This is a genomic window from Bradyrhizobium sp. CCBAU 11386 (assembly GCF_028128955.1).
GTDB lineage: Bacteria > Pseudomonadota > Alphaproteobacteria > Rhizobiales > Xanthobacteraceae > Bradyrhizobium.
The window spans coordinates 128820-148944 of record NZ_LBKA01000253.1; the positions used below are offsets into that span (position 1 = coordinate 128820).

Here is a 20125-nt window from a genome sequence, read left to right on the forward strand (position 1 = left end):
GACAGATCATGAAAATCGGTACGCTCCTGACCACCGCCATCGTCTCGCTCTCGACCGTGGGCGGCGGCCTCGCCGTCTACGTCGCCGTGACGAAATACCAGACGATGGAGCGGATCACCGAAGCACAGGGGCGGCTCGCGATCGTCCGCGCCGTCAGCGACATCCCGCGCTATCTCAACCCCGAGCGCGGCTTTTCTACCAACATCCTCTATGGACCGGCGACGGTGGACCCGGCGCTGCTTGCCGAGCAGGACAAGCTGCGCAAGCAGACCGACGGCGCCCGCGACCGGATGAATACGCTGCGCAAGGAGCTGCCCGGCCCGTTCGACGACGGCGCCACCACCGGCAACAACATCGACGGCATCAATTCGAGATTCACCGCGCTGCGCGAAGCCATCGACAAGGCGCTCGCGGGACCGGCGGAGGCGCGCAAGGACGCCGCCAAGAAGATCGTCGCCGACAACGCCGTGCTCAACGGCGCCGTGACCGCGCTGCTCAACGAGCAGGTCCGCCGCATGGCGATCCTCAACGGCGACGCCTACCGGCAGGCCAGCTACGCCAACATCGCGATGACGCTGCGCGACGTGGGCGGCTTCAACTCCAGCCTGCACAAGAACCTCGTCGGGGGCAAGAAACCGGCGACGGACACGGAGAAGGCCGAGATCAGCCGCTCGCAGGGCCGCAACGACCAGATCGTGATGGCGCTGCTGGAACTGCGCGGCAACCCGGCAACTCCGGCGAACGTCGCCGCTGCGCTGGAGAAGTTCAACGCGGTCTATATCGAGGAGTTCGGCCGCGAGCTCAAGCTGGTGAAGGACGGTGCGGTCAGCGGCAAGTACGAGCACGACATGGATACCTATTACGCCGCCACGCAGCGCGGCCTCGGCACCATCATCGAGGTCCGCGACGCGTTCTATGACAATGCCGAGCAGATCCTCGCCGGTGCCTCTTCGGCCGCGCGCACCAGCTTCACAATCGCGCTCGCGGGCCTCGTTGCCGTGCTGATCGCGAGTGTCGGGCTCGTGGTGACCGTGCGCCGCCGCGTCTGCGCACCGATCGTCGACCTCACCACGCGGATGTCGCGGCTGGCCGATGGCGACGTTGCCGAGCAGATCCCGGGCGCCGAGCGCTCCGACGAGATCGGGGCGATGGCCGCGGCCGTGCAGGTGTTCAAGGACAACATGATCCGGGCCGACCGGCTCGCGGCCGAGAAGCAGGCCGAGAACGACGGCAAGATGCGCCGCGCCCACGCGCTCGACGAGCTCACCCGCGCCTTCGAGGCCAAGATCACCGAGCTCGTCGGCGGCCTGTCCCGGGCCTCCTCCACCATGGAAAGCACGGCGCAGTCGATGACCTCGACGGCGGCCCAGACCAACAGCCAGGCCGCGGTCGTCGCCGCCGCCTCCGAGCAGACCTCGACCAACGTGCAGACGGTCGCCAGCGCCACCGAAGAGCTGACCTCCTCGATCGCGGAGATCGGCCGTCAGGTGGCACAAAGCACCGAGATCGCGGCCCGCGCCGTCGACAATGCCCGCCGCACCGGCGACACGGCACGTGCGCTCGCCGAGGGCGCGCAGAAGATCGGCGACGTCGTCACCCTGATCCAGAGCATCGCCGAGCAGACCAATCTCTTGGCGCTGAACGCGACCATCGAAGCCGCCCGCGCCGGCGACGCCGGCCGCGGCTTTGCCGTGGTCGCGTCTGAAGTGAAATCGCTGGCCGGCCAGACCGCCAAGGCCACGACCGAAATCTCCGAGCAGATCACGGCGATCCAGTCTGCGAGCGACGAGACCGTGGCCGCGATCCGCAACGTCGCCGACGTCATCGGCGAGATCGACCAGATCGGCACCGCGATTGCCGCGGCGATCGAGGAACAGGGCTCGGCGACCAAGGAGATCGCCCGCAGCGTCCAGGAGGCCGCCCGCGGCACCCAGGAGGTCAACACCAACATATCAGGCGTGCAGCGCGCCGCCGACGACACTGGAGCCGCCGCCAGGGAGGTGCTGGGCGCGGCCGAGCAGCTCTCGACCCAGTCGCGCGATCTCGCCGGACAGTTCGACCGATTCCTCGGCGAGGTCAGGGCCGCCTGACGCTGCCGCTCGCTCAGTAAGGCGGCGCCTTGCGCGCTCGCTGCGCCTTGGCCGCCTCGATCCACCATGCAAGGTCGTCGGCAAAGCGCGGGAACGAACGCTCCAGCGCCTTGCCGCCCTCGCCGATCGGCTCGGCGTCAGCCGACAGCGTCTGCGCGATCGGGCCGACGCCGATGGTGCTCGACACCACGACCATGCCCATTTCCGACAGCGTGCCGTGCCAGGCGGTCGAGGCGCGCGCGCCGGATAGGCGGCCGGCCGAGTAGCTGACGATCGCGGCCGGACGCCAGAACCATTCTTCGAGGAAATGGTCGGTCAGGTTCTTCAATCCGGGCTGAATGCCCCAATTGTATTCCCCGGTGACGAAGACAAAACCGTCCGCGCCGCGGATCTGCCCGGCCAGCTTCTCCAGCGCCTCGGGCGCGGCACCCTCAGGATATTCCTTGTACATGCGGTCGAGCATCGGCAGGCCGATCGCCTTGGCGTCGATGAACTCGACATCCTCGCCGCGCGCGCGCAGGCGATTGATGACAAAATTCGCAAGGCGGATGCCCATGCGGTCGGAACGGTAGGATCCGTAGAGGACGAGGATGCGATTGCTCATGGACGGCAGGCTAGCACAAAACCGGAGTCCGGTCGCAGTCCATTCGTGCTACCGCCTGCGTCCGCGCTCCAGCGTTTCCGACGGCGCCTCGCCGAACTGGTCGCGATAGCTTCTGGAGAAATCGCTGAGATGCCAGAAGCCGAACGCCAGCGCCACGGCCTTGACGCTCTCGGCGCCCGCCAATAGCCGCTGTCGGACCAACCACAGCCGCCGCAGGCGCAGGTAACGGTGCAGGCTCATGCCGCGATAACGGCGGACGACATCGTGCAAGGCGCGCACGGAGAGGCCGAGCTTACGCGCCATCTCCTCGCTGTAGATGGGCTGGGCGAGATCGCCGGACAGTAGCGCGCGGATGTCCTGAAAGATCTTGAACTGCCGCTCGTCATTCGGCCGCACCGTCCATCGCGCCGAAACCAGGTTGTCGAAGACGGCGTCGACCGCTCCGAACAGGGATTCCTTCATCGCCGCTGCCTTCAATGGTACTTCGGCAGGATCAATGGGCTCGGACGCGGCGGCTACCACCTCCCTGACCACGTTCCGCAACCCATTCAGCGTCCATGGGCTGGCCTCAAAGATCTTGAAATTGGAATGCGTTTCGGGCCAGCCGCGGTCCTTCACCTCCGGCCGGAACACGACCGAGGCGATCTGCCGCTGCACTTCCTCGATGGCGTTGTAGGCCGCGCCGCTGCTGCCGATGACGACGACCGCGCGGTCGCGCTGCGCACCGTTGAAGCGAATGGGAACGTCAAGGTCGTCCATCGCAAAACCCACGGCGGTGCAATCTGCGACAAGTTGCGCATCCACCACGCGCGGAAATGCCCGCGTCACGTTCACGTCGCAGCCGGGCAGTTGCAGAATAGTCTGCTCGGCCGCAATCTTGCGCACGAACGGCGTGAACTCGAAATTCAGCCCGCGGATCGCGTTGCGAAATTCGTCGACATCGGAAAAGCGAAATGTCTTTGGCGCCAGCGTTGGCGCATCATCGTTGCAGGTCATGGCAAAATGAAAATCGCGTCAGGAAAAGACGCGTGCCCGGCGAAAGCGCCGTTCTGAATTCCCCCTTTCGGTTGCCCCTTTTGACCGAAAGAATCATGCTGGTCTTCTTCGATCAGTTGGCGAGGGTCCAGTTCAAAGGACAAGCAACGGTTCGCGTCCTGCCAAATTTCGATAACGTTTCCTGTGAATCCGGCGGTGCGCCGATACCAGATGGATCCAAGTGCAGGATCCAAAATTTAACGACTCTAAGGTGCAATGAAGCCCGTTGGATCGTAAAATTTATTTGAGTTCAGGCTCCCTGCCATGATGGCAAATTCGCCTGTAGATATTCTGGTTGAATTGGAGGACGCGATCGCAGCGTGTCCGCCGGAACGCTGCGCGCGCATCCTCGCGGGCATCGTCCGCCTGCTCGTGGCGGGCCGCGACCGGCCCCAGGAAATACTTGTCAACGTGGTCGATGGCGTCCTGCTGCGCCTGACCGAACGCGTCGCTCCCAACGCGCTGGTCCAGCTCAGCAACGCGCTCGCCGCGCTGAACGTGGCTCCGCAGGAGACACTCCGTCGCCTGGCTTCGCACGAGGATCCAGACATCGCCTGTCCACTCCTGCTCAAATCGCAGGCACTGTCCACGATCGATCTCGCGATGATTGCGACCTCGAGCGGCGGGCGACAGAAGCTCGCGATCTGCGCCCGCGACAGGATCGAGCCTGATGTGACCGAGGCGCTGATCAAGCACGGTGATCGCGCCCATTACCTTCCGCTGATCAAGAACCCGGGAACCAAGTTCTCCGACACCGCCTATGCCGCACTGATCGCGGCCGGGCATGATGACGAGATTACGAAGGCGCTGGCACTACGGCCTGACACCCCCGAGCTCGTCGTAAGGACGTTGCTGTCCGCCTCCCCCGGCAAGAAACCGCCGGCCAAGCCTGACGCCTCCGGCGTGCCCGCGGCGCACGGCGCGGCATCCGCTCCGGCAACACCCATGCTGCCCTCCCCGGCGGACTATGCGAGCGCAAGGCCGGAGATCGTCGCCCTCAATCGCGTCGGCAAGCTCAACGACTCCACCGTGAACCGCTTCGCGATCCGCGGGGAGATCGCCAATCTGTTCACCGCCGTGTCGGTGCTTTCGGGGGCGCCGATCGAGATCGTCGAGCATGTCATGACCGATGACGATTTCGAGGGCCTGGTCATGGCCTGCCGGGCGTCGCGGCTGAACTGGGCAACCACGCTCGCGATCCTGAGCAATCGCAGCGGCACGCGGCTCTCCTTCGCCGAGCGCGAACGCGCGCGGCAGATCTTCGAGACACTTCTTCTGTCGACCAGCCAATGGACGGTGCGCTGGGGGGAGATATCAGCAGGTGCCAACACGAGCGTTCGGGGAAATCGCGGGACAAAAATGGGGGTTAACCGATGAAGTTCGACGGTCGCAAAGCGCTTCGCGTACGGATGGATCACAAGCAGCCCGTCAACCTCATGGGCTCCGACGGCATGTGGCGACGCAGCTGCGTCCTGCTCGACGTGTCGCAGACGGGCGCCAAGCTCGAGGTCGAGGGCACGCTCGACGTTCTCCAGGCCAAGGAATTCTTCATGCTGCTGTCGTCGACGGGACTAGCCTACCGTCGCTGCGAGCTGGTCTGGATCGACGGCACGACGGTCGGCGTCCACTTTCTCGCCGCGGACAGCAAGAGGAAGCCGCCCAGCGCACCGGCGACCGCCGCGCAGGCTTCCGCTCAAAGCAAATAGGCTCGGGAATTCATCAAGCTCATTGAACTCCAGCAAAGTCCAGGTCCAACGTGCAGAACCCGCGCATCATATCCCGCCCTGTCAAAGGCGACGACGGCATTCGAGAGGCGGAAGCGATGCGCCCGTTCGTGCATGTGCTGGCCGATTCCTCCGATAAATTGTCGGGTGTCTGCTCGATCCTCGAACGGCAATTTGCCGTCGCCGGCGAACGGCTCGATGCGCATCCCAAGCTGTCGCAAGTGCCATTCGCCATCGTCGTCCGTGCCGAGTTGCGCGACGTCGACAACATCGCGGCTATCAAAAAGCGGGCGGCCAAGCTGGCGAAGGCCACGAAGCGGATCTTCCTCGTCGAGCACTCCTCTCACGCAAGTGTATCGCAAGCCTACGCGCTCGGCGCCACGCTCGTTCTTCCCGGGACGATCAACCGGTTCAAGCTGCTGGCAGCGCTGGCTGATCCGGCCGAGCCTGCGTCTGCTTCCTCAAGCGGCGCCGCGCAGCCCGACAACGCCGTCGAAACCGCGGCGACCGCCATCGCATCGATGTTCACGGCCGTCACCCTTGGCCAGTCCCTGGATGTCGACGGCACCAGGGAGGCCGGTCGCCAGATTGCCGATCGCATTACCCAGCACGGGCTGTCGGAATGGCTCACGACGGTGCGGCGCCACCATGAGGGCACCTATCAGCACTGCCTGCTCGTGACCGGCGTCGCCATCGACTTCGGCCTCAGCCTCGGCGTCGGCAGGGCCGATCTGGAACGCCTCTACTCGGCCGCCATGTTCCACGACATCGGTAAGGCCCAGATCCCGCTCGCCATCCTCGACAAGCCGAGCCGCCTCGACGCCGAGGAGCGCGCTCTGGTCGAAACGCATCCGGTCGCGGGCTATGAGTTCCTGAAAGGGCACGAGGGGATTTCGTCTGAAATCCTCGATGCCGTGCGTCATCATCACGAATATCTCGACGGCAGCGGGTATCCGGATGCGCTCTGCGCCGAGAGCATCGGCGATATTGTCCGGATCCTCACGATCTCGGACATCTTCGCAGCGTTGATTGAGCATCGCCACTACAAGCCGACGATGCCGCGGGCGGAAGCCTACAATACTCTCTGTGGGATGACTGGAAGGCTGGAGAAGGCACTGGTCGCCTCGTTCAAGCAGGTCGCGCTGACGCGGTAGCCGGAAAACCGGCGAGCGCCTACCTGCGACAATGGCAGCCCGACAATTGCAGCCAAACGCTAGTGCGTGGCGCGGTATTTGGCGAGGCGGGGGATGGACCGGCAGGCCAGGCCCTCGGCCAGCAACTTCATGTCCTCGCGTTTGCCGCTGCGGATCAGCCGGCCGAACTCGTCGGATGTGAAAGGAAGACTTGGATCATCATCGACGGGGCGCCGCACCCGCGGGCCGAAGAACCGCCGAACCAGGCTAGCCAGCCGCCGCATGCCTATTCCCTCGCGCCAGCAACAAACCTCTCAGTCCGCATATTGTTCCTCCCGCACGAACGAGATTGCAAGAGGCGAAGCGCTCCGCACTAAAAATTTCGGTGAGAGAACCACCCTCCACTGCATGCACTAATCGGCGAACCCGACGTAGCGTACGAACTCCTCGTTGTGCTCGCGATCCGAGCGCACCGCGTTGGCGGCAAAGCCGTTGTCGGGATAACCCATCGCGACGCAGGTCATGATCACCTCGTCCTCGGGGATTGCGGCAACCTCGCGCACGATGTCGGAGCCCATGATGCCCTGCCCGTTGATCACCGAACCGAGGCCGCGGTCCCAGGCGGCGAGCACGATGCCGTAGCAGAGCGCGCCGAGATCGAAATGGCAGACCGCGCCGGGATCGAGCACGCGGTCATAGGTCAGGACCAGCGAGACCGGCGCGTCGAACTGGCGGAAGCCGCGCAGCACCCAGTCCTGGCGCATCGGCTTGTCGTCGCGCGCGATCCCCATCGCGCTAAACAGCTTCTTGGCGATGTCGACCTGCCGGGTGCGATGGACGCCCTGGTATTCGCCATGGCTGATGATGTCGCGTCTGACCTTGGCGCCGGCAACCATCTCTTCCATGTTGCGGCGGCGCACCTCTTCCAGCGGGCTGCCCGTCAGCACATGGACGTGCCAGGGCTGCGTGTTCATCGACGACGGCGCGCGCTTGGCACTCTCGATGATCGCTTCGATCACCGCGCGCTTCACCGGCTTGTTCTTGAAGCCGCGCACGCTGCGGCGCGACTGGACCAACGCTTCGAATTCCAACTCAAGGCCTCCCTGCCCGTTCATCCCGCGGCATTGCCGTTGCCGATGCGGCGCGCGAAATCTATGCTAACCCGCAAGCAAGACCAAGAACCCTGGCAAGACCCCCGTGAGGACCCGCAAATGGCCGCACCGCTCGATCCCGTCATCGCCCAGATCATTCCGCTGCTGCCGCTGCGCGATCCCACCACGATGACGCCACAGAGCGCCCGCGATTCCTTGCGCGCACTGGCTGCCGCGCGCGCGGCCGTACCGCCGCCGCCGGTCGAGACCGTGCAGGATATCAAGGTGAAAGGCGGCGCCAGCCCGCTCGATGCACGCGTTTACCGGATCGGCACCAATCCCGCGCCGACCGTGGTGTTTTTTCACGGCGGCGGCTGGGTCGCGGGCGACATCGAGACCCATGACCGGCAGGCGCGCAACCTTGCGATCGAGACCGGTGCGGTCGTCGTCTCCGTCGATTATCGTCGCCCGCCGGAGACGCGTTTTCCCGGCGCCTTCGAGGATGCCTTCGCCGCGGCGAGTGACATCTTCAACCGCGTCGCGGAATTTGGCGGCGACGCAAAACGCCTCGGCGTTGCCGGCGACAGCGCCGGCGGCAATCTCGCCGCCGCCACCGCGATCGCCTGCCGTGACGCCGGCATCAAGCTCGCCGCGCAGCTCCTGGCCTATCCCGTGACCGACGTCGGCGGCGCTTACGCCGATGCGCGCGAGAACGCGCGCTTTCCCTCGCGCGCCGAGAATGCCGACGGCTATTTCCTCACGCGCGCCACGATGGAATGGTTTTGCGGCCATTACCTCGCCGCACCCGGCCATGCCAAGGACTGGCGGGTCTCACCGCTGCGCGCTGCGTCCCTTGCAGGTGTCGCACCTGCGGTCGTTGCCACCGCCTGGTTCGATCCCCTGCGCGACGAGGGCGCGGTCTACGCGCGGGCGCTGGAGGCCGCCGGCGTGCGGGTCAAGCATCATGAGGGTCCCGGCCTGATCCACGGCTATTTCGGCATGGGCGACGCCTCGGACGTCGCCAGGGCCGAGGCGCAGCGCGCGCGGGCCGACTTCAAGGCGCTGCTCGTGCGGGGCGTGTGATCACGTTGCGATCAGGCCCGACCGATTTGCCAGCTCATCTCGTCCGTCTCTTCATCGGCCTCGTCGCCTCGCTGGTGCCGGTCGCGGCCGTCTCCGCCGCACCGCAGACGGTCTATTTTCGCAGCGCCGACAACCGCACCGCGCTCGTCGGCTACCTGTTCCAGCCGACGACGCCGGGCCCCTGGCCTGCCGTCGTCATGCTGCATGGCCGCGGCGGCCCCTACTCCAGCAACAACAATTCCGGCTGCACGTCCGTCGGCGCCGGTATCGCCTCGCCCTGCGACGCCACCACCTTGTCCAAGCGCCACAGGATGTGGGGCGAATATTGGTCGGCGCACGGTTACCTTGCCTTGCTCCCGGACAGTTTCGGCCCACGCGGCAAGGCGCACGGCTTCGGCCGCTTCACCCACGACGATCCTGACCGTGCCGACGTCAACGAACTGACCGTGCGCCCGCTCGATGCCGAGGGGGCGCTCGCTTATCTGCGCGGACGCAGCGACGTGATCGGCAGGCAGGTCTTCCTCCAGGGCTGGTCCAATGGCGGCAGCACCGCACTGAACGTGATGATCCGGCAGGGCGACAAGACAGCCGGTTATCGCGGCGCGCTCGTGTTCTATCCGGGCTGCGGACGGAAGGCACTGGTCGCGCCGACCATCTCCAGCGCCGCTCCAATCGCGATGTTTCTCGGCGCCGACGACGAAGAGGTCTCGCCGCAGACCTGCCAGCAATTCGCCGACCGCTCGCGGCAGGCCGGAAGCCCGATCGACGTCACGGCCTATCGCGGCGCAACCCACGATTTCGACGAGCCCTCGTCCCGGCGGCAGTCGACGCCCGGGAATCAGGGGGCGATGAACGACGCGCGCGTCAAGGCCATTGCCGCGCTCGACCGCTGGAAAAATTGAACAGCGCGAAGACGCGTCGGCGCCGATCCTGCTTGATTGCGCCACGATTCCCGGCTCCAATCCGCTCGCCATTTCTGGTTTAGGGAGACACCCATGATGAAGCGGATTTTCCTGGCTGCGATCGTCGCGACCTTTGCAGCGGGATCGGCCTTCGCGCAAGAAACCTGCGAGAGCAAGGCGGTCGGCAAGGACGGCAAGCCGCTCGCAGGCGCAGCCAAGACCTCGTTCCTGAAGAAGTGCAAGGCGGACGCCTGCACGCCCAAGGCCGTCGGCTCCGACGGCAAGCCGCTCGCCGGCGCCGCCAAGAACAGTTTTATGAAGAAGTGCGAGGTCAGCGCGTAAGGCGCTGCCACGACTGAGAGCACTCTCGTGCCCCGGACGCAGCGCAGCGCTTCTTCAGCGATGCGCTGCTGAGCCGGGGCCCATGCTTCCACGCATCGTCCAAGAAGTGGGTCCCGGCTCAGCGGCGCGTCACTGCGTGCCGCACCGCGTCCGGGACACGAGACTCGTCAGGCGGCTAATCGTTCACCCCGATCACTCCCGCTTGAACCTATCATCAAACGTCCCATCCAGCGGCTTGATCCATCCGACCGTCGGCGCCGGAAAATGGATCGGCAGGATCAGCGTGTCGGTGTCCGCGACGGCGGCGAAGCTGCGAGGCCCATGGGAGCTGCCGTGCACGGCAGTTGCCGCAAATCAACCTCAAACGCCACCGACGATCATCGCGGAACGGGGAATATCTGGTGGGCCGGAAACTCAGATTCGCCACGGCAGCCGTGCTCGCCGTTGCTGCGGGCGTCTACATCAACAACACGAGCCTTCTGGCGCCGCATCGGGACGGCAAGCCGGTATTGCTCGCCCATCGCGGCATGGCGCAACGCTTCGACGAGCGTGACGTGAAGAACGATACCTGCACCGCTGCGCGGATGTTGCCGCCGACGCACGACTATCTCGAAAACACCCTTCGCTCGATGCGGGCAAGCTTCGAGGCCGGCGCCGACGTGGTCGAGCTCGACGTGCACCCGACGACCGACGGCGAGTTCGCCGTGTTCCACGACTGGACGCTCGACTGCCGCACCGACGGGCATGGCGTCACCCGCGAGCAGGCCATGGCAAAGCTGAAAACGCTCGACATCGGCTATGGCTACACCGCCGACGGCGGCAAGACCTTCCCGTTTCGCGGCAAGGGCATCGGGATGATGCCGACGCTCTCGGAGGTGCTTGCCGCCTTCCCAAAACGGCGCCTCCTCGTCAACGTGAAGAGCCGCGACACCAGCGAGGGCGAGAAGCTCGCCGCCGTGCTGAACGCATTGCCGGCCGAGCGGCGGCGGATGATCATGGTCTATGGTGGTGACGAGCCGATCGAGGCGATCCGTCGCCTCACTCCGGAGGTCCGCACGATATCGCGCGGGACGATCCGGCGCTGCCTGCTCGGCTATATCGGCTATGGCTGGACCGGCCTGATGCCGGCCGCCTGCCGAAATGCGATGGTGCTGGTCCCGATCAATATCGCGCCCTGGCTCTGGGGGTGGCCCGATCGCCTCTCGCTCGGATGAACGGCGCCAACAGCGCGGTCTTCGTGCTCGGCCCGTACACCGGCGGCGAGTTCTCCTCCGGCATCGATACGCCGGAGTTGTTCGCCCGGCTCCCGCAAGGCTATTCCGGCGGAATCTGGACCAACGAGATCGAGGCAATCGCAAGCAAGAGCAAAGACTAGCTCCGCAGCCCCGGCGCTTCCTGCCCCGTGCGCGCGACATACTCCGTGTAGCCGCCACCAAACTGGTGGATGCCTTCGGGCGTCAGCTCGAGCACGCGGTTCGACAGCGTCGCCAGAAAATGCCGGTCGTGCGAGACGAACAGCATGGTGCCCTCGAAATCCGACAGCGCCGTGATCAGCATCTCCTTGGTGGCAAGGTCGAGATGGTTGGTCGGCTCGTCCAGCACCAGGAAGTTCGGCGGATCGAACAGCATTTTTGCCATCACGAGGCGCGCCTTCTCGCCGCCCGAGAGCACGCGGCAGCGCTTCTCGACGTCGTCGCCGGAGAAGCCGAAGCAGCCGGCGAGCGCGCGCAACGACCCCTGCCCCGCGGTCGGAAACGCGTCCTCCAGCGATTGGAACACGGTGCGCTCGCCGTCGTGCAGGTCCATCGCGTGCTGGGCGAAATAGCCCATCTTGACGCTGCCGCCGACTGCCACCGTGCCCTCGTCCGGCTCGCTGGCGCCCGCGACGAGCTTGAGCAGCGTCGACTTGCCGGCGCCGTTGACGCCCATCACGCACCAGCGCTCCCTACGGCGGATCATGAAATCGAGGCCGTCATAGATGCGCTTGCTGCCATAGCCCTTGTGGACGCTCTTGAGCGCCACGACGTCCTCGCCCGAGCGCGGTGCGGGCGGAAAGTCGAACGCCACCGTCTGGCGGCGGCGCGGCGGCTCGACCCGCTCGATCTTGTCGAGCTTCTTCACACGGCTCTGCACCTGCGCCGCATGAGACGCGCGCGCCTTGAAGCGCTCGATGAACTTGATCTCCTTGGCGAGCATCGCCTGCTGGCGCTCGAACTGCGCCTGCTGCTGCTTCTCGTTCAGCGCGCGCTGCTGCTCGTAGAACTCGTAATCGCCGGTGTAGGTCGTCAGCGAGCCGCTATCGATCTCGATCACCTTGGAGATCACGCGGTTGATGAACTCGCGGTCATGCGAGGTCATCAAGAGCGTGCCCTCATAGTCGTGCAGGAATTTTTCCAGCCAGATCAGGCTTTCCAGATCGAGATGGTTGCTCGGCTCGTCGAGCAGCATGACGTCGGGACGCATCAAAAGAATCCGCGCGAGCGCCACGCGCATCTTCCAGCCGCCCGAGAGCTTGCCGACATCGCCGTCCATCATCTCCTGGCTGAAGCCGAGACCCGAGAGCGCCTCGCGCGCGCGGCCGTCGAGGGCGTAGCCGTCGAGTTCCTCGAAGGCGTGCTGGACCTCGCCATAGCGCGCGATGATCTCGTCCATCTGGTCGGCCTTGTCAGGATCGGCCATGTCAGCCTCGAGCTGGCGCAGCTCGGCCGCGACCTCGCTGACGGGACCGGCGCCGTTCATGACCTCGGCCACGGCGCTGCGGCCGCTCATCTCGCCGACGTCCTGATTGAAATATCCGATGGTGATGCCGCGATCGGTCGAGACCTGTCCCTCGTCCGGCAGCTCCTCACCGGCGATCATCCGGAACAGGGTGGTTTTGCCCGCGCCGTTCGGGCCGACGAGCCCGATCTTCTCGCCCTTGTTGAGGGCGGCGGAGGCTTCGATGAACAGGATCTGGTGGCCGGCTTGCTTGCTGACGTTGTCGAGGCGGATCATGGGGGCTTTTTGGGGGAATTTTGCGTTGCAGCGTCATAGGCCATGCAGGCCGCCAGGGGAAGCCCGGCCGGGCCCGGATTCCGCCCTCGCCGGACACGCCAGCTTGCTGGAATTCGCCCCGAAACGGCGCTTCGTGCCCGCTGGCTGCCAGTTCGCTGTCCGCTTCCGGCCCGAAGCGCGCCGTCCGAGCCGCAAACCGTGACGTCCGTTGATGCCCCATCCGATGGCGACATCATGCGCGGCATTGCGCCCCGCGCGGCTGCCAACACATTTGCAGCGCGCCTACGTCAGAGCTTTACCTAACGAATACCGTCGCAGGCGGCGGTGGGCGCGATGCGCCACATTGAATGATTTCACTTCCGACGCAGTCGCGAGACGTCGGCCTGCTTAGGGAGCAGCAAGCCGAGTTCGCGCGCCTTCTTTCTGACTGAAGTGACATGGCGATCAAGCTCACGGGCTATGTCGCCGGCGCAGGTTTTCTGACGCGCGAGAGTCGTCAATCGCTGCGCCTCGTGCCTGGACCATTCGCGCGGTTTTGAAAACATCACGGACCCTCATTCGTCTGAAGCGATAGAAGGTGCGGTGACCTCCCCATCCGGGATGGGCGATATGAAGTCCCTGTGCAGGCAAGTTGGTCTTCCGGCGCCATCGAACAGCACGGTGATGCCCGTGGTACGACGGCTCACGTCAATGACGATGCCACTCCGGTCGGCAAGCTCTGGGCATCGAACGGCACCAAGCTCGCTCATCTTGAAACGCATACCGACAACAATTCTGTCGACGTTCTGGTAAATCATTACCGATATCCGGTAAGTAAATTGACAGGCAAAAAAAGCAAAAACTCAAAATCAATTCAAAACTATATCAGAATCATCATCCGTGCAACCAGCGGATGAAATTGCGCCACAAACGCTCGCAAACAGGCGTGACTTGGCGACAGCCCACCCGAGCATCCGCAGTTGGCCCGAGGACGCCGTTGATCCAGAACACCTTCGATGTCCGCATTTTAGGGCAGCGGACGTAGTTTCTATGAGTACCCGTCCTACGCCCGCCGCATCAGCTTGAGCGAGGCGGCAAGGCGCAGGCTGCGCTTGCCGGCGAGCGCGATGCCTTCGAGCTCGCCGCTGTCCGCGGTGCAGGCCCCGGAGAATCCGATCCCGACCTCATAGCCGCCGAAGACCGGATTTTCGCCTTTCGCCGGCGTGTGCTCCTGATTGAGCATCTCGCCCTTCCAGCGGCCGTCCGCCGAAGAGTACGAGCCGAGATAGTAGAAGAACGCATCGCCGCCGAGGATGCGGCCGTCGATCAGGAGCATCACGCCGGAGAGCCCGGCCTCGACGCCGTCAAGTGCGCGCAGGCTCATCCCATAGAGTCCGTTGGCGATCCCGCCCGGACCGACCTCCCCGCTCGGAGGCAGCGCCTCGTCATCGAGCCGGGTGAGATTGGCCCAGAATCTTGCGCCCGGCATGGTGTCCGCGCCGCCCTCGAGACGGATCTGGTTGCCGTGCAGCCGCCCGCGTGCGCCGATCGAGGCTACATCGGCTCCCATCAGCGGCTTGTAGTTCGGATCCAGATTATGCCGTTCGGTGATGACCTCGGCGATGATCTCGCCGTCGCGCTCGACATAGGTGCCAAGATGCGCGAAGCCCGAATTGCCGCCCAGCATCTTGCCGTCGTGCAGGCACATGATGCTGCGGCCGAACGCGTCGTTGACGCCGTATTCAACCTTGTAGAGTCCGTCCAGCAACGCAATTAACCCGCAAAATCGGAAAGGAATCGCGAGGCTACCTAGCACTGCCGCCGCACCAAGGCCATCCGGCTTTTTCGCGCAGGGCTGCTCGCGGACCCGTTCGTGCCATGATGCCACCATACCCCTGTTTTGCCCGACGGGTCAAACGAATTTCGTAAAATCAGCAGCACGGGATTCCGCTGCGATTTCAGTGGGCCGGCTACTGTGCATGGGGTTGTTTTTCGACTTTTTTGTCTTGCGGGGTCGCGGCCCCCTCGCCACGCGCTAGTGACGCTTGAAATACTGCACCTCGCGCTCGTGCTTCTCGGCCGCCGCGCGGCTCTTGAAGGTGCCGAGGTTGCGACGCTTGCCGGTCTTCGGATTCACCTTGCGTGAGTAAAGGCGATACTCGCCGGATGCCAGTTTGCGGATCATGATCGGGCCTCCCGCTTGCTGTGATCTCAACCGCGCTTGCCGGAGCTGGTTCCTTCCCTCTGACAGCTGCTTCGAACCCGCCGGCGCAAGCGCGCGACAAAGCGGCATGAACCGGACCGAACCATCCGCCGAAGCGCAGATCGAAGCCTTCATCGCCAGCGCGGCGAAGCAGCCGCTGCTCGATGCCGCGTTCGAACTCTGGCGCTGGCGCTACCGACTGGATTCGATCGAAGGGCGCCCGACCGCCGAAGAGGTCCGCATCAATCGCACCCTCACGCCGGAGCAGTTCAGGGCGAAATACCGCTACGAGCGCGACCATGCCGATGAAGGGCCGATGTTCGGTTACCTGAAGCGCGCCCATCCGCGCGCCGATGACGACGCGATCAGGCAGGCCATCATCACCGCCGTCAAATTCGAGGGCGCGACTGAAGCGCATTTCAAATGGGACGGCGATTTCTGGGACTGCGTCGTACGCGCCGTGGCGCAGGCGGCCGCAGAATATCCTGATTTTCTCGAGACGACCTATCGCGACGCCCGCAACAATCTCGCCTACTACATGAAGTGAGCGAGCTGGCTCTTCATCGCATCGCTGCCAGCCGGACGCTCGGCGCACCTCTCCCGAAGGGAGAGGTGAATCAGAAGCACAGCGTGGTGACGAGCTTGCCCTGCTTGTCCTTGATCGCGTACGGGCAGCGCAGCCGCTCCAACGCCTTCTTGGCGTCTTCGTCGCCAAGCGCTGCGGCGCGCTCGTAATAGGCTTTCGCGGCATCCTTGTCCTTCGCGCCGCCGCGGCCTTCCTGCGCGAAGGCGCCCATCCGCTCCAGCGCGCCGGGATGGTTTTGCGCGGCCGCCTTCTCGAACAGCGCGCGCGCCGCGACGTCGTCCTGCGCACCGCCCGTGCCTTCGGAGAGCATCAGGCCGAGCTGGTACTGCGCCTCCGCGTTGGTCTCGGCGGCCTTGCCCAGCAGCGCGCGCGCCTGCGCCGGATCGGCCGGCGCGGCACCGCCGGCGCCGCCGAGCGCGGCAAGATTGCTGACGCCGCGGGGATTGCCGGCCTGCGCCGCCTTCTCGAACAACTTGCGCGCCTGCGCTTCATCCTTTGCAACGCCGGCGCCGGTGCCGTAGAGCACGCCGAGCTCGACCATGGCCGCGCTCGATCCCTTGTCGGCCGCCTTGCGCCAGGCGGCGATCGCCTCCGCCGTCTGCCGGTTGGCCGCGTAGGCGCGGCCGAGCGCGAACATCGCGCGCCGCGAGGATGGCGCGGCCTGCTTGCAGAACCTGATGGCGGTCGCGACGTCGGAGGCAGCGACCTCCGCCACGCCCTTCACGTCAGCCGGCTTGTCGGGATCGCTGGGATCGGCCGCAACCCGGTCGCACAGGACGAGGTCGGCCGACTGCGCATGCGCCGCGAGGGGCGCGGCAAGCGCGAGGAGAATGGCAAGAAGATAGATCCGCATGGGCACCACGTTGCGTCCCCGCCCCGGCAAATTCAAGGCTCGAGTCCCGATCGACGCAGAACGGGCACGACCTCCGGCGATGCGAGGTAGCGCAGCAACCGGTCCGCGGCTTCGGCATGTTTCGCGTTCGCCATGCGGCCGGCGGAGAACACGGCCGGTGTCTGCAAATCGTGCGGGACCGGCCCTATCACTTCGATGCCGTCGACCTGCTTCAGCTCGCTGATCTGCTGCACGGCCAGATCCGCCTCGCCGCTGATGAGCCGCTCGGCGGTAAAGCCCTGTTCGACGATGGTGGCCTTGGCGTTGATCTCGGCCGCGATCCCCATCCGCACGATCAGCTGGGCGAAGTACACGCCGCTCGCGCCCAGCCGCGAATAGGCGACGGACCGCGCCGCAAGCAGCGTCTTGCGCAGCGCAGCTTCGGTCGCGATGTCGGGATGCGCCTGCCCTGCCCGCACGGCAACGCCGACGAAGGAGCGCGCGAGATCGGCTGCGCTCTCGGCGATCACACGGCCCTCGCCGATCACTTCATCGAGCCCCTCGCGCGTGAGGATGACGAGATCGGCGGCCTCGCCGTCGCGCAGCCTCTTGAGCAGCGCCAGGGTCGGCGCGAAGTCGGCATCGACGTGGATGCCGCTGGCGGTCTCGAAGGCGGACGACAGGCTGCGCATCGCACCCATCAGGCCGAGCGTCGAGAGCATGCGGATGGTCTTTTCCATGAGTCTTCCCGGATGAGATCAGGCGCGGTGCATCAGCTTGAGCGCGGCGGTCAGGCGCAGGCTGCGCTTGCCGGCAAGCGCCGTTGCCTCCAGCACCGCCTGCTCCGCGTCGTAGCTGCCGGAGAAGCCAATGCCGACCTCGTGGCCGCCGAAGATCGGATCGTCCTTGGCCGGCGTGTGCTCCTGATTGAGGATCTGGCCCTTCCAGCGGCCGTTCGTGGCGGTGTAGCTGCCGAGATAGTAGAACGAGGCATCGCCGCCGAGGATGCGGCCCTGGTTGAGCAGCATCACGCCGGTGAGACCGCCATCGACGCCGTCGAGCATGCGCAGGTGGATCGAATAGAGGCCGTCGGCGATGCCGCCCTCGCCGACGCCGCCGGCGATCGACACCTCGTCCTCCGTGATCGGCGTCATCACCGACTGAAAGGGAACGCCCGGCAGCTCCTTCAGCTCGCCCTTGAAGCGATAGAGATCGCCGTCGGCCCAGCCTTTCGCCAGCAAGGTCGCATCATCGGTGCCGGCCATGGCGCGGTAGTTCGGATCGGGATTGTGGCGGACGGTCTTGATGACGATGTCGACGCCGTCATCGGTCTTCTCGTAGGTGCCGATATGGGCGAAGGCCGAATTGCCGCCAAGCATCTTGCCATTGCCGGCATGCATCACGCTCCGGCCAACGGCGTCGCCGAGCTGAAACCGCACCTTGTAGAAACCCTCAAACACCAGCCGTCCCCGGCCCTGCGCGCATCCAGTGACACTCTATCGCGCTTTCGATGGCGATGGACAAGTTTCACGCCGCCGGGGTCGACAGGCCACAGGAACGGCCGTCATCAAAATGCAAAAAATCCGCCGGAGCCTTTCAGCTCCGGCGGATTGAAAGCCAACCCGGGCCAGCCCCCCAGCCCGGGCCGGGAGGATCTTAGGCCACCGCCTTCTTCTCGGTCGGCACGGACGCGATCGTCTTCAGGATCTGCGAAGCGATCTGGTATGGGTCGCCCTGCGAGTTCGGGCGACGGTCTTCCAGATAGCCCTTGTAGCCGTTGTTGACGAAGGAGTGCGGCACGCGGATCGAAGCGCCGCGGTCGGCAACGCCGTAGCTGAACTTGTTCCACGGCGCGGTCTCGTGCTTGCCGGTCAGACGCTTGTCGTTGTCCGGGCCGTAGACGGCGATGTGGTCCATCAGGTTCTTGTCGAAGGCGGCCATCAGGGCCTCGAAGTACTCCTTGCCGCCGACCGTGCGCATGTATTCGGTCGAGAAGTTGGCGTGCATGCCGGAGCCGTTCCAGTCGGTGTCGCCGAGCGGCTTGCAGTGGAACTCGATGTCGATGCCGTACTTCTCGGTCAGGCGCAGCATCAGGTAGCGGGCCATCCACATTTCGTCAGCGGCCTTCTTGGAGCCCTTGCCGAAGATCTGGAATTCCCACTGGCCCTTCGCGACTTCCGCGTTGATGCCTTCATGGTTGATGCCGGCCGCGAGGCAGAGGTCGAGATGCTCTTCGACGATCTTGCGGGCGACGTCGCCGACGTTCGAGAAGCCGACGCCGGTGTAGTACGGGCCCTGCGGCGCCGGATAACCCGAAGCCGGGAAGCCGAGCGGACGGCCGTCCTTGTAGAAGAAGTATTCCTGCTCGAAGCCGAACCAGGCGCCGGCATCGTCGAGGATGGTGGCGCGCTTGTTGGAGGCGTGCGGGGTCTTGCCATCGGGCATCATGACTTCGCACATCACGAGCACGCCGTTGGTGCGGGCAGCGTCCGGGAAGACGGCGACCGGCTTCAGCACGCAATCGGAGCTGTGGCCCTCGGCCTGCTGGGTGGAGGAGCCATCGAAGCCCCAGAGCGGAAGCTGCTCGAGCGTCGGGAACGACGCGAATTCCTTGATCTGAGTTTTGCCGCGCAAGTTCGGAGTCGGCGTATATCCGTCGAGCCAGATGTACTCGAGCTTGTACTTGGTCATTGAGCCTCTCTGTAGATGATGCGAAAGGTTGGGGGCCCTGGGGCCCCCGCACGTTTGTACCCGGCCACCATCGGCCGACCGTTTACAAGCATTTAACGTGCCAAAAGGCCGCACTACGGAAGGTTTTCCCCTGCCGCCGGCCTCTCCCCGCCGCCGGCTGGCCGTCCACAGCGGCGTGCGTCATAGCGGCGCACCTTTGCGTGAAGCTGCACCGCAAAAATCCCGCGGAAAACGCCTGATTCTGGAGCAGCCCGGCCTGCGCCGGAGGTTGCCGATGAAACGCGCATCAACGTCCGGCAATATTCGCAAAATCTTCGCACCGTCGCCAGCAACCTTCGCAATGGCCCAAGCGTTAGTCACCAAGCTGATGCCTTGGAGGATGCAGAAAGCACGATGCCTAGAAAATGGGCCGAAACTGATTTCCTTTTCAGCACTTTGTATTTCGGGGCGCGCGGCCGATATGGGGATTCCAGTAACCACAATCGAACGAGTCGGGCGCACCATGGAGGCCAAGCGCTTCGACCCGAGGAGATACCGCAATGATGAACAATGGTCTGAGTGAGGGATCTGCAAAGATCTACCAATTCCCCGCCGGGGGCCGCGCGGCTCTCGGAGGTCGCCGCTACGGTGAGGCCCGCCTTCCTGCCGACCGTCTCTCGCTTCCCGTGAACGAGACCATCTGCAGCGGAAGCTGGTACCATCAAGAGGCCGTCGACGAGGCCAAGCCGAAATGGGATCGCTGATGCCTGTGGCTGGTTTGATACCGCCGCGCCCTCGCATGCGCCCGGCGGCAGTTTGAAAAAGGGTCGAAACAACGTTGTTTCGGCCCTTTTTGA

At 65.0% G+C, this 20125-nt stretch carries 22 protein-coding genes and 2 pseudogenes; 12 read left to right on the forward strand and 12 right to left on the reverse strand.

The window, feature by feature from the left end; translation table 11 throughout:
• The first annotated feature begins 8 nt into the window (after positions 1-8).
• Positions 9-2090: a methyl-accepting chemotaxis protein gene (locus XI09_RS35140; protein ID WP_271570957.1), complete on the forward strand. Its 2082-nt coding sequence runs from the start codon at positions 9-11 to the stop codon at positions 2088-2090.
• 13 nt (positions 2091-2103) lie between these two features.
• On the opposite strand, the gene XI09_RS35145 is transcribed toward XI09_RS35140, so the two are convergent.
• Positions 2104-2694: an NADPH-dependent FMN reductase gene (locus XI09_RS35145; RefSeq protein WP_271570958.1), complete on the reverse strand. Its 591-nt coding sequence runs from the start codon at positions 2692-2694 to the stop codon at positions 2104-2106.
• Between the two features lie 48 nt (positions 2695-2742).
• Entirely contained in the window at positions 2743-3690 is a 948-nt protein-coding gene (locus XI09_RS35150; RefSeq protein ID WP_271570959.1) for a helix-turn-helix domain-containing protein, read from the reverse strand.
• A gap of 303 nt (positions 3691-3993) precedes the next feature.
• On the opposite strand from XI09_RS35150, the gene XI09_RS35155 reads away from it, so the two are divergent.
• From XI09_RS35155 to XI09_RS35165, 3 genes are read left to right on the forward strand one after another with little or no spacing between them, the layout of a single operon-like run.
• On the forward strand, positions 3994-5106 hold the full coding sequence (locus tag XI09_RS35155) for a DUF2336 domain-containing protein (protein WP_271570960.1): 1113 nt from the start codon (positions 3994-3996) through the stop codon (positions 5104-5106).
• A complete protein-coding gene (locus XI09_RS35160) occupies positions 5103-5435 on the forward strand; it encodes a PilZ domain-containing protein (RefSeq protein ID WP_271570961.1) in 333 nt (110 codons plus the stop codon). Before XI09_RS35155 ends, XI09_RS35160 begins: the two co-directional genes overlap by 4 nt.
• A 50-nt stretch (positions 5436-5485) precedes the next feature.
• Positions 5486-6607, forward strand: a complete 1122-nt coding sequence (locus tag XI09_RS35165; RefSeq protein ID WP_271570962.1) for an HD-GYP domain-containing protein — start codon at positions 5486-5488, stop codon at positions 6605-6607.
• 59 nt (positions 6608-6666) lie between these two features.
• Here the strand turns inward: XI09_RS35165 and XI09_RS35170 are convergent, their stop codons facing one another.
• Together XI09_RS35170 and XI09_RS35175 are read right to left on the reverse strand one after the other, a co-directional pair.
• Complete coding sequence (locus tag XI09_RS35170) at positions 6667-6870, reverse strand: hypothetical protein (protein ID WP_271570963.1); 204 nt, start codon at positions 6868-6870, stop codon at positions 6667-6669.
• 129 nt (positions 6871-6999) lie between these two features.
• On the reverse strand, positions 7000-7677 hold the full coding sequence (locus XI09_RS35175) for a nitroreductase (protein WP_271570964.1): 678 nt from the start codon (positions 7675-7677) through the stop codon (positions 7000-7002).
• A 120-nt stretch (positions 7678-7797) separates the two neighbouring features.
• Between XI09_RS35175 and XI09_RS35180 the strand changes: the two genes are divergently transcribed.
• The 3 genes from XI09_RS35180 to XI09_RS35190 all read left to right on the forward strand — a co-directional run bounded on the left by XI09_RS35180 (position 7798) and on the right by XI09_RS35190 (position 10004).
• Positions 7798-8760: an alpha/beta hydrolase gene (locus XI09_RS35180; RefSeq protein WP_271570965.1), complete on the forward strand. Its 963-nt coding sequence runs from the start codon at positions 7798-7800 to the stop codon at positions 8758-8760.
• A gap of 26 nt (positions 8761-8786) precedes the next feature.
• On the forward strand, positions 8787-9662 hold the full coding sequence (locus tag XI09_RS35185; protein ID WP_271570966.1) for a dienelactone hydrolase family protein: 876 nt from the start codon (positions 8787-8789) through the stop codon (positions 9660-9662).
• 93 nt (positions 9663-9755) lie between these two features.
• On the forward strand, positions 9756-10004 hold the full coding sequence (locus XI09_RS35190; RefSeq protein WP_271570967.1) for a hypothetical protein: 249 nt from the start codon (positions 9756-9758) through the stop codon (positions 10002-10004).
• Between the two features lie 192 nt (positions 10005-10196).
• On the opposite strand, the pseudogene XI09_RS45845 reads toward XI09_RS35190, so the two are convergent.
• Positions 10197-10313, reverse strand: a pseudogene (locus tag XI09_RS45845) (MBL fold metallo-hydrolase); the annotation flags it as partial.
• A 92-nt stretch (positions 10314-10405) separates the two neighbouring features.
• Between XI09_RS45845 and XI09_RS35195 the strand changes: the two are divergent.
• Positions 10406-11379: pseudogene (locus tag XI09_RS35195) on the forward strand (glycerophosphodiester phosphodiesterase family protein).
• On the opposite strand, the gene XI09_RS35200 reads toward XI09_RS35195, so the two are convergent.
• Positions 11376-12998, reverse strand: a complete 1623-nt coding sequence (locus XI09_RS35200; RefSeq protein WP_271570968.1) for an ABC-F family ATP-binding cassette domain-containing protein — start codon at positions 12996-12998, stop codon at positions 11376-11378. The pseudogene XI09_RS35195 and the gene XI09_RS35200 sit on opposite strands and share 4 nt — an antisense overlap.
• A 620-nt stretch (positions 12999-13618) precedes the next feature.
• Here XI09_RS35200 and XI09_RS35205 point away from each other — a divergent pair.
• Positions 13619-13894, forward strand: coding sequence for a hypothetical protein (locus tag XI09_RS35205; protein ID WP_271570969.1), 276 nt, complete (start codon positions 13619-13621; stop codon positions 13892-13894).
• A gap of 146 nt (positions 13895-14040) precedes the next feature.
• Here XI09_RS35205 and XI09_RS35210 read toward each other — a convergent pair whose 3' ends face one another.
• Positions 14041-14745: a hypothetical protein gene (locus XI09_RS35210; protein WP_271570970.1), complete on the reverse strand. Its 705-nt coding sequence runs from the start codon at positions 14743-14745 to the stop codon at positions 14041-14043.
• A gap of 267 nt (positions 14746-15012) precedes the next feature.
• Positions 15013-15162 carry a hypothetical protein gene (locus XI09_RS35215; RefSeq protein ID WP_007609497.1) on the reverse strand — a complete coding sequence of 50 codons (150 nt, stop codon included), beginning with the start codon at positions 15160-15162 and terminating at the stop codon, positions 15013-15015.
• 106 nt (positions 15163-15268) lie between these two features.
• Here XI09_RS35215 and XI09_RS35220 point away from each other — a divergent pair, with 106 nt between their 5' ends.
• Positions 15269-15727, forward strand: a complete 459-nt coding sequence (locus XI09_RS35220) for a hypothetical protein (RefSeq protein ID WP_271570971.1) — start codon at positions 15269-15271, stop codon at positions 15725-15727.
• Between the two features lie 70 nt (positions 15728-15797).
• On the opposite strand, the gene XI09_RS35225 is transcribed toward XI09_RS35220, so the two are convergent.
• The 4 genes from XI09_RS35225 to XI09_RS35240 all read right to left on the reverse strand — a co-directional run bounded on the left by XI09_RS35225 (position 15798) and on the right by XI09_RS35240 (position 19289).
• Positions 15798-16619: a tetratricopeptide repeat protein gene (locus tag XI09_RS35225; protein ID WP_271570972.1), complete on the reverse strand. Its 822-nt coding sequence runs from the start codon at positions 16617-16619 to the stop codon at positions 15798-15800.
• Between the two features lie 32 nt (positions 16620-16651).
• A complete protein-coding gene (locus tag XI09_RS35230; RefSeq protein WP_271570973.1) occupies positions 16652-17338 on the reverse strand; it encodes a substrate-binding domain-containing protein in 687 nt (228 codons plus the stop codon).
• Between the two features lie 18 nt (positions 17339-17356).
• A complete protein-coding gene (locus tag XI09_RS35235; RefSeq protein ID WP_271570974.1) occupies positions 17357-18058 on the reverse strand; it encodes a GrlR family regulatory protein in 702 nt (233 codons plus the stop codon).
• A gap of 196 nt (positions 18059-18254) precedes the next feature.
• A complete protein-coding gene (locus XI09_RS35240; protein WP_271570975.1) occupies positions 18255-19289 on the reverse strand; it encodes a glutamine synthetase beta-grasp domain-containing protein in 1035 nt (344 codons plus the stop codon).
• A gap of 97 nt (positions 19290-19386) precedes the next feature.
• Between XI09_RS35240 and XI09_RS35245 the strand changes: the two genes are divergently transcribed.
• Together XI09_RS35245 and XI09_RS35250 are read left to right on the forward strand one after the other, a co-directional pair.
• A complete protein-coding gene (locus XI09_RS35245; RefSeq protein WP_271570976.1) occupies positions 19387-19851 on the forward strand; it encodes a hypothetical protein in 465 nt (154 codons plus the stop codon).
• Positions 19829-20032 carry a DUF2735 domain-containing protein gene (locus XI09_RS35250; protein ID WP_011086940.1) on the forward strand — a complete coding sequence of 68 codons (204 nt, stop codon included), beginning with the start codon at positions 19829-19831 and terminating at the stop codon, positions 20030-20032. The genes XI09_RS35245 and XI09_RS35250 overlap by 23 nt, the downstream gene beginning before the upstream one ends.
• Positions 20033-20125: the final 93 nt, after the last annotated feature.

Excerpts from the sequence above, each read along its gene's own strand:
- XI09_RS35140 (WP_271570957.1), top strand. The coding sequence starts at position 9 with ATGAAAATCGGTACGCTCCTGACCACCGCCATCGTCTCGCTCTCGACC.
- XI09_RS35145 (WP_271570958.1), bottom strand. The coding sequence starts at position 2,694 with ATGAGCAATCGCATCCTCGTCCTCTACGGATCCTACCGTTCCGACCGC.
- XI09_RS35150 (WP_271570959.1), bottom strand. The coding sequence starts at position 3,690 with ATGACCTGCAACGATGATGCGCCAACGCTGGCGCCAAAGACATTTCGC.
- XI09_RS35155 (WP_271570960.1), top strand. The coding sequence starts at position 3,994 with ATGATGGCAAATTCGCCTGTAGATATTCTGGTTGAATTGGAGGACGCG.
- XI09_RS35160 (WP_271570961.1), top strand. The coding sequence starts at position 5,103 with ATGAAGTTCGACGGTCGCAAAGCGCTTCGCGTACGGATGGATCACAAG.
- XI09_RS35170 (WP_271570963.1), bottom strand. The coding sequence starts at position 6,870 with ATGCGGCGGCTGGCTAGCCTGGTTCGGCGGTTCTTCGGCCCGCGGGTG.
- XI09_RS35180 (WP_271570965.1), top strand. The coding sequence starts at position 7,798 with ATGGCCGCACCGCTCGATCCCGTCATCGCCCAGATCATTCCGCTGCTG.
- XI09_RS35190 (WP_271570967.1), top strand. The coding sequence starts at position 9,756 with ATGATGAAGCGGATTTTCCTGGCTGCGATCGTCGCGACCTTTGCAGCG.
- XI09_RS35200 (WP_271570968.1), bottom strand. The coding sequence starts at position 12,998 with ATGATCCGCCTCGACAACGTCAGCAAGCAAGCCGGCCACCAGATCCTG.
- XI09_RS35215 (WP_007609497.1), bottom strand. The coding sequence starts at position 15,162 with ATGATCCGCAAACTGGCATCCGGCGAGTATCGCCTTTACTCACGCAAG.
- XI09_RS35220 (WP_271570971.1), top strand. The coding sequence starts at position 15,269 with ATGAACCGGACCGAACCATCCGCCGAAGCGCAGATCGAAGCCTTCATC.
- XI09_RS35225 (WP_271570972.1), bottom strand. The coding sequence starts at position 16,619 with ATGCGGATCTATCTTCTTGCCATTCTCCTCGCGCTTGCCGCGCCCCTC.
- XI09_RS35230 (WP_271570973.1), bottom strand. The coding sequence starts at position 17,338 with ATGGAAAAGACCATCCGCATGCTCTCGACGCTCGGCCTGATGGGTGCG.
- XI09_RS35240 (WP_271570975.1), bottom strand. The coding sequence starts at position 19,289 with ATGACCAAGTACAAGCTCGAGTACATCTGGCTCGACGGATATACGCCG.
- XI09_RS35250 (WP_011086940.1), top strand. The coding sequence starts at position 19,829 with ATGATGAACAATGGTCTGAGTGAGGGATCTGCAAAGATCTACCAATTC.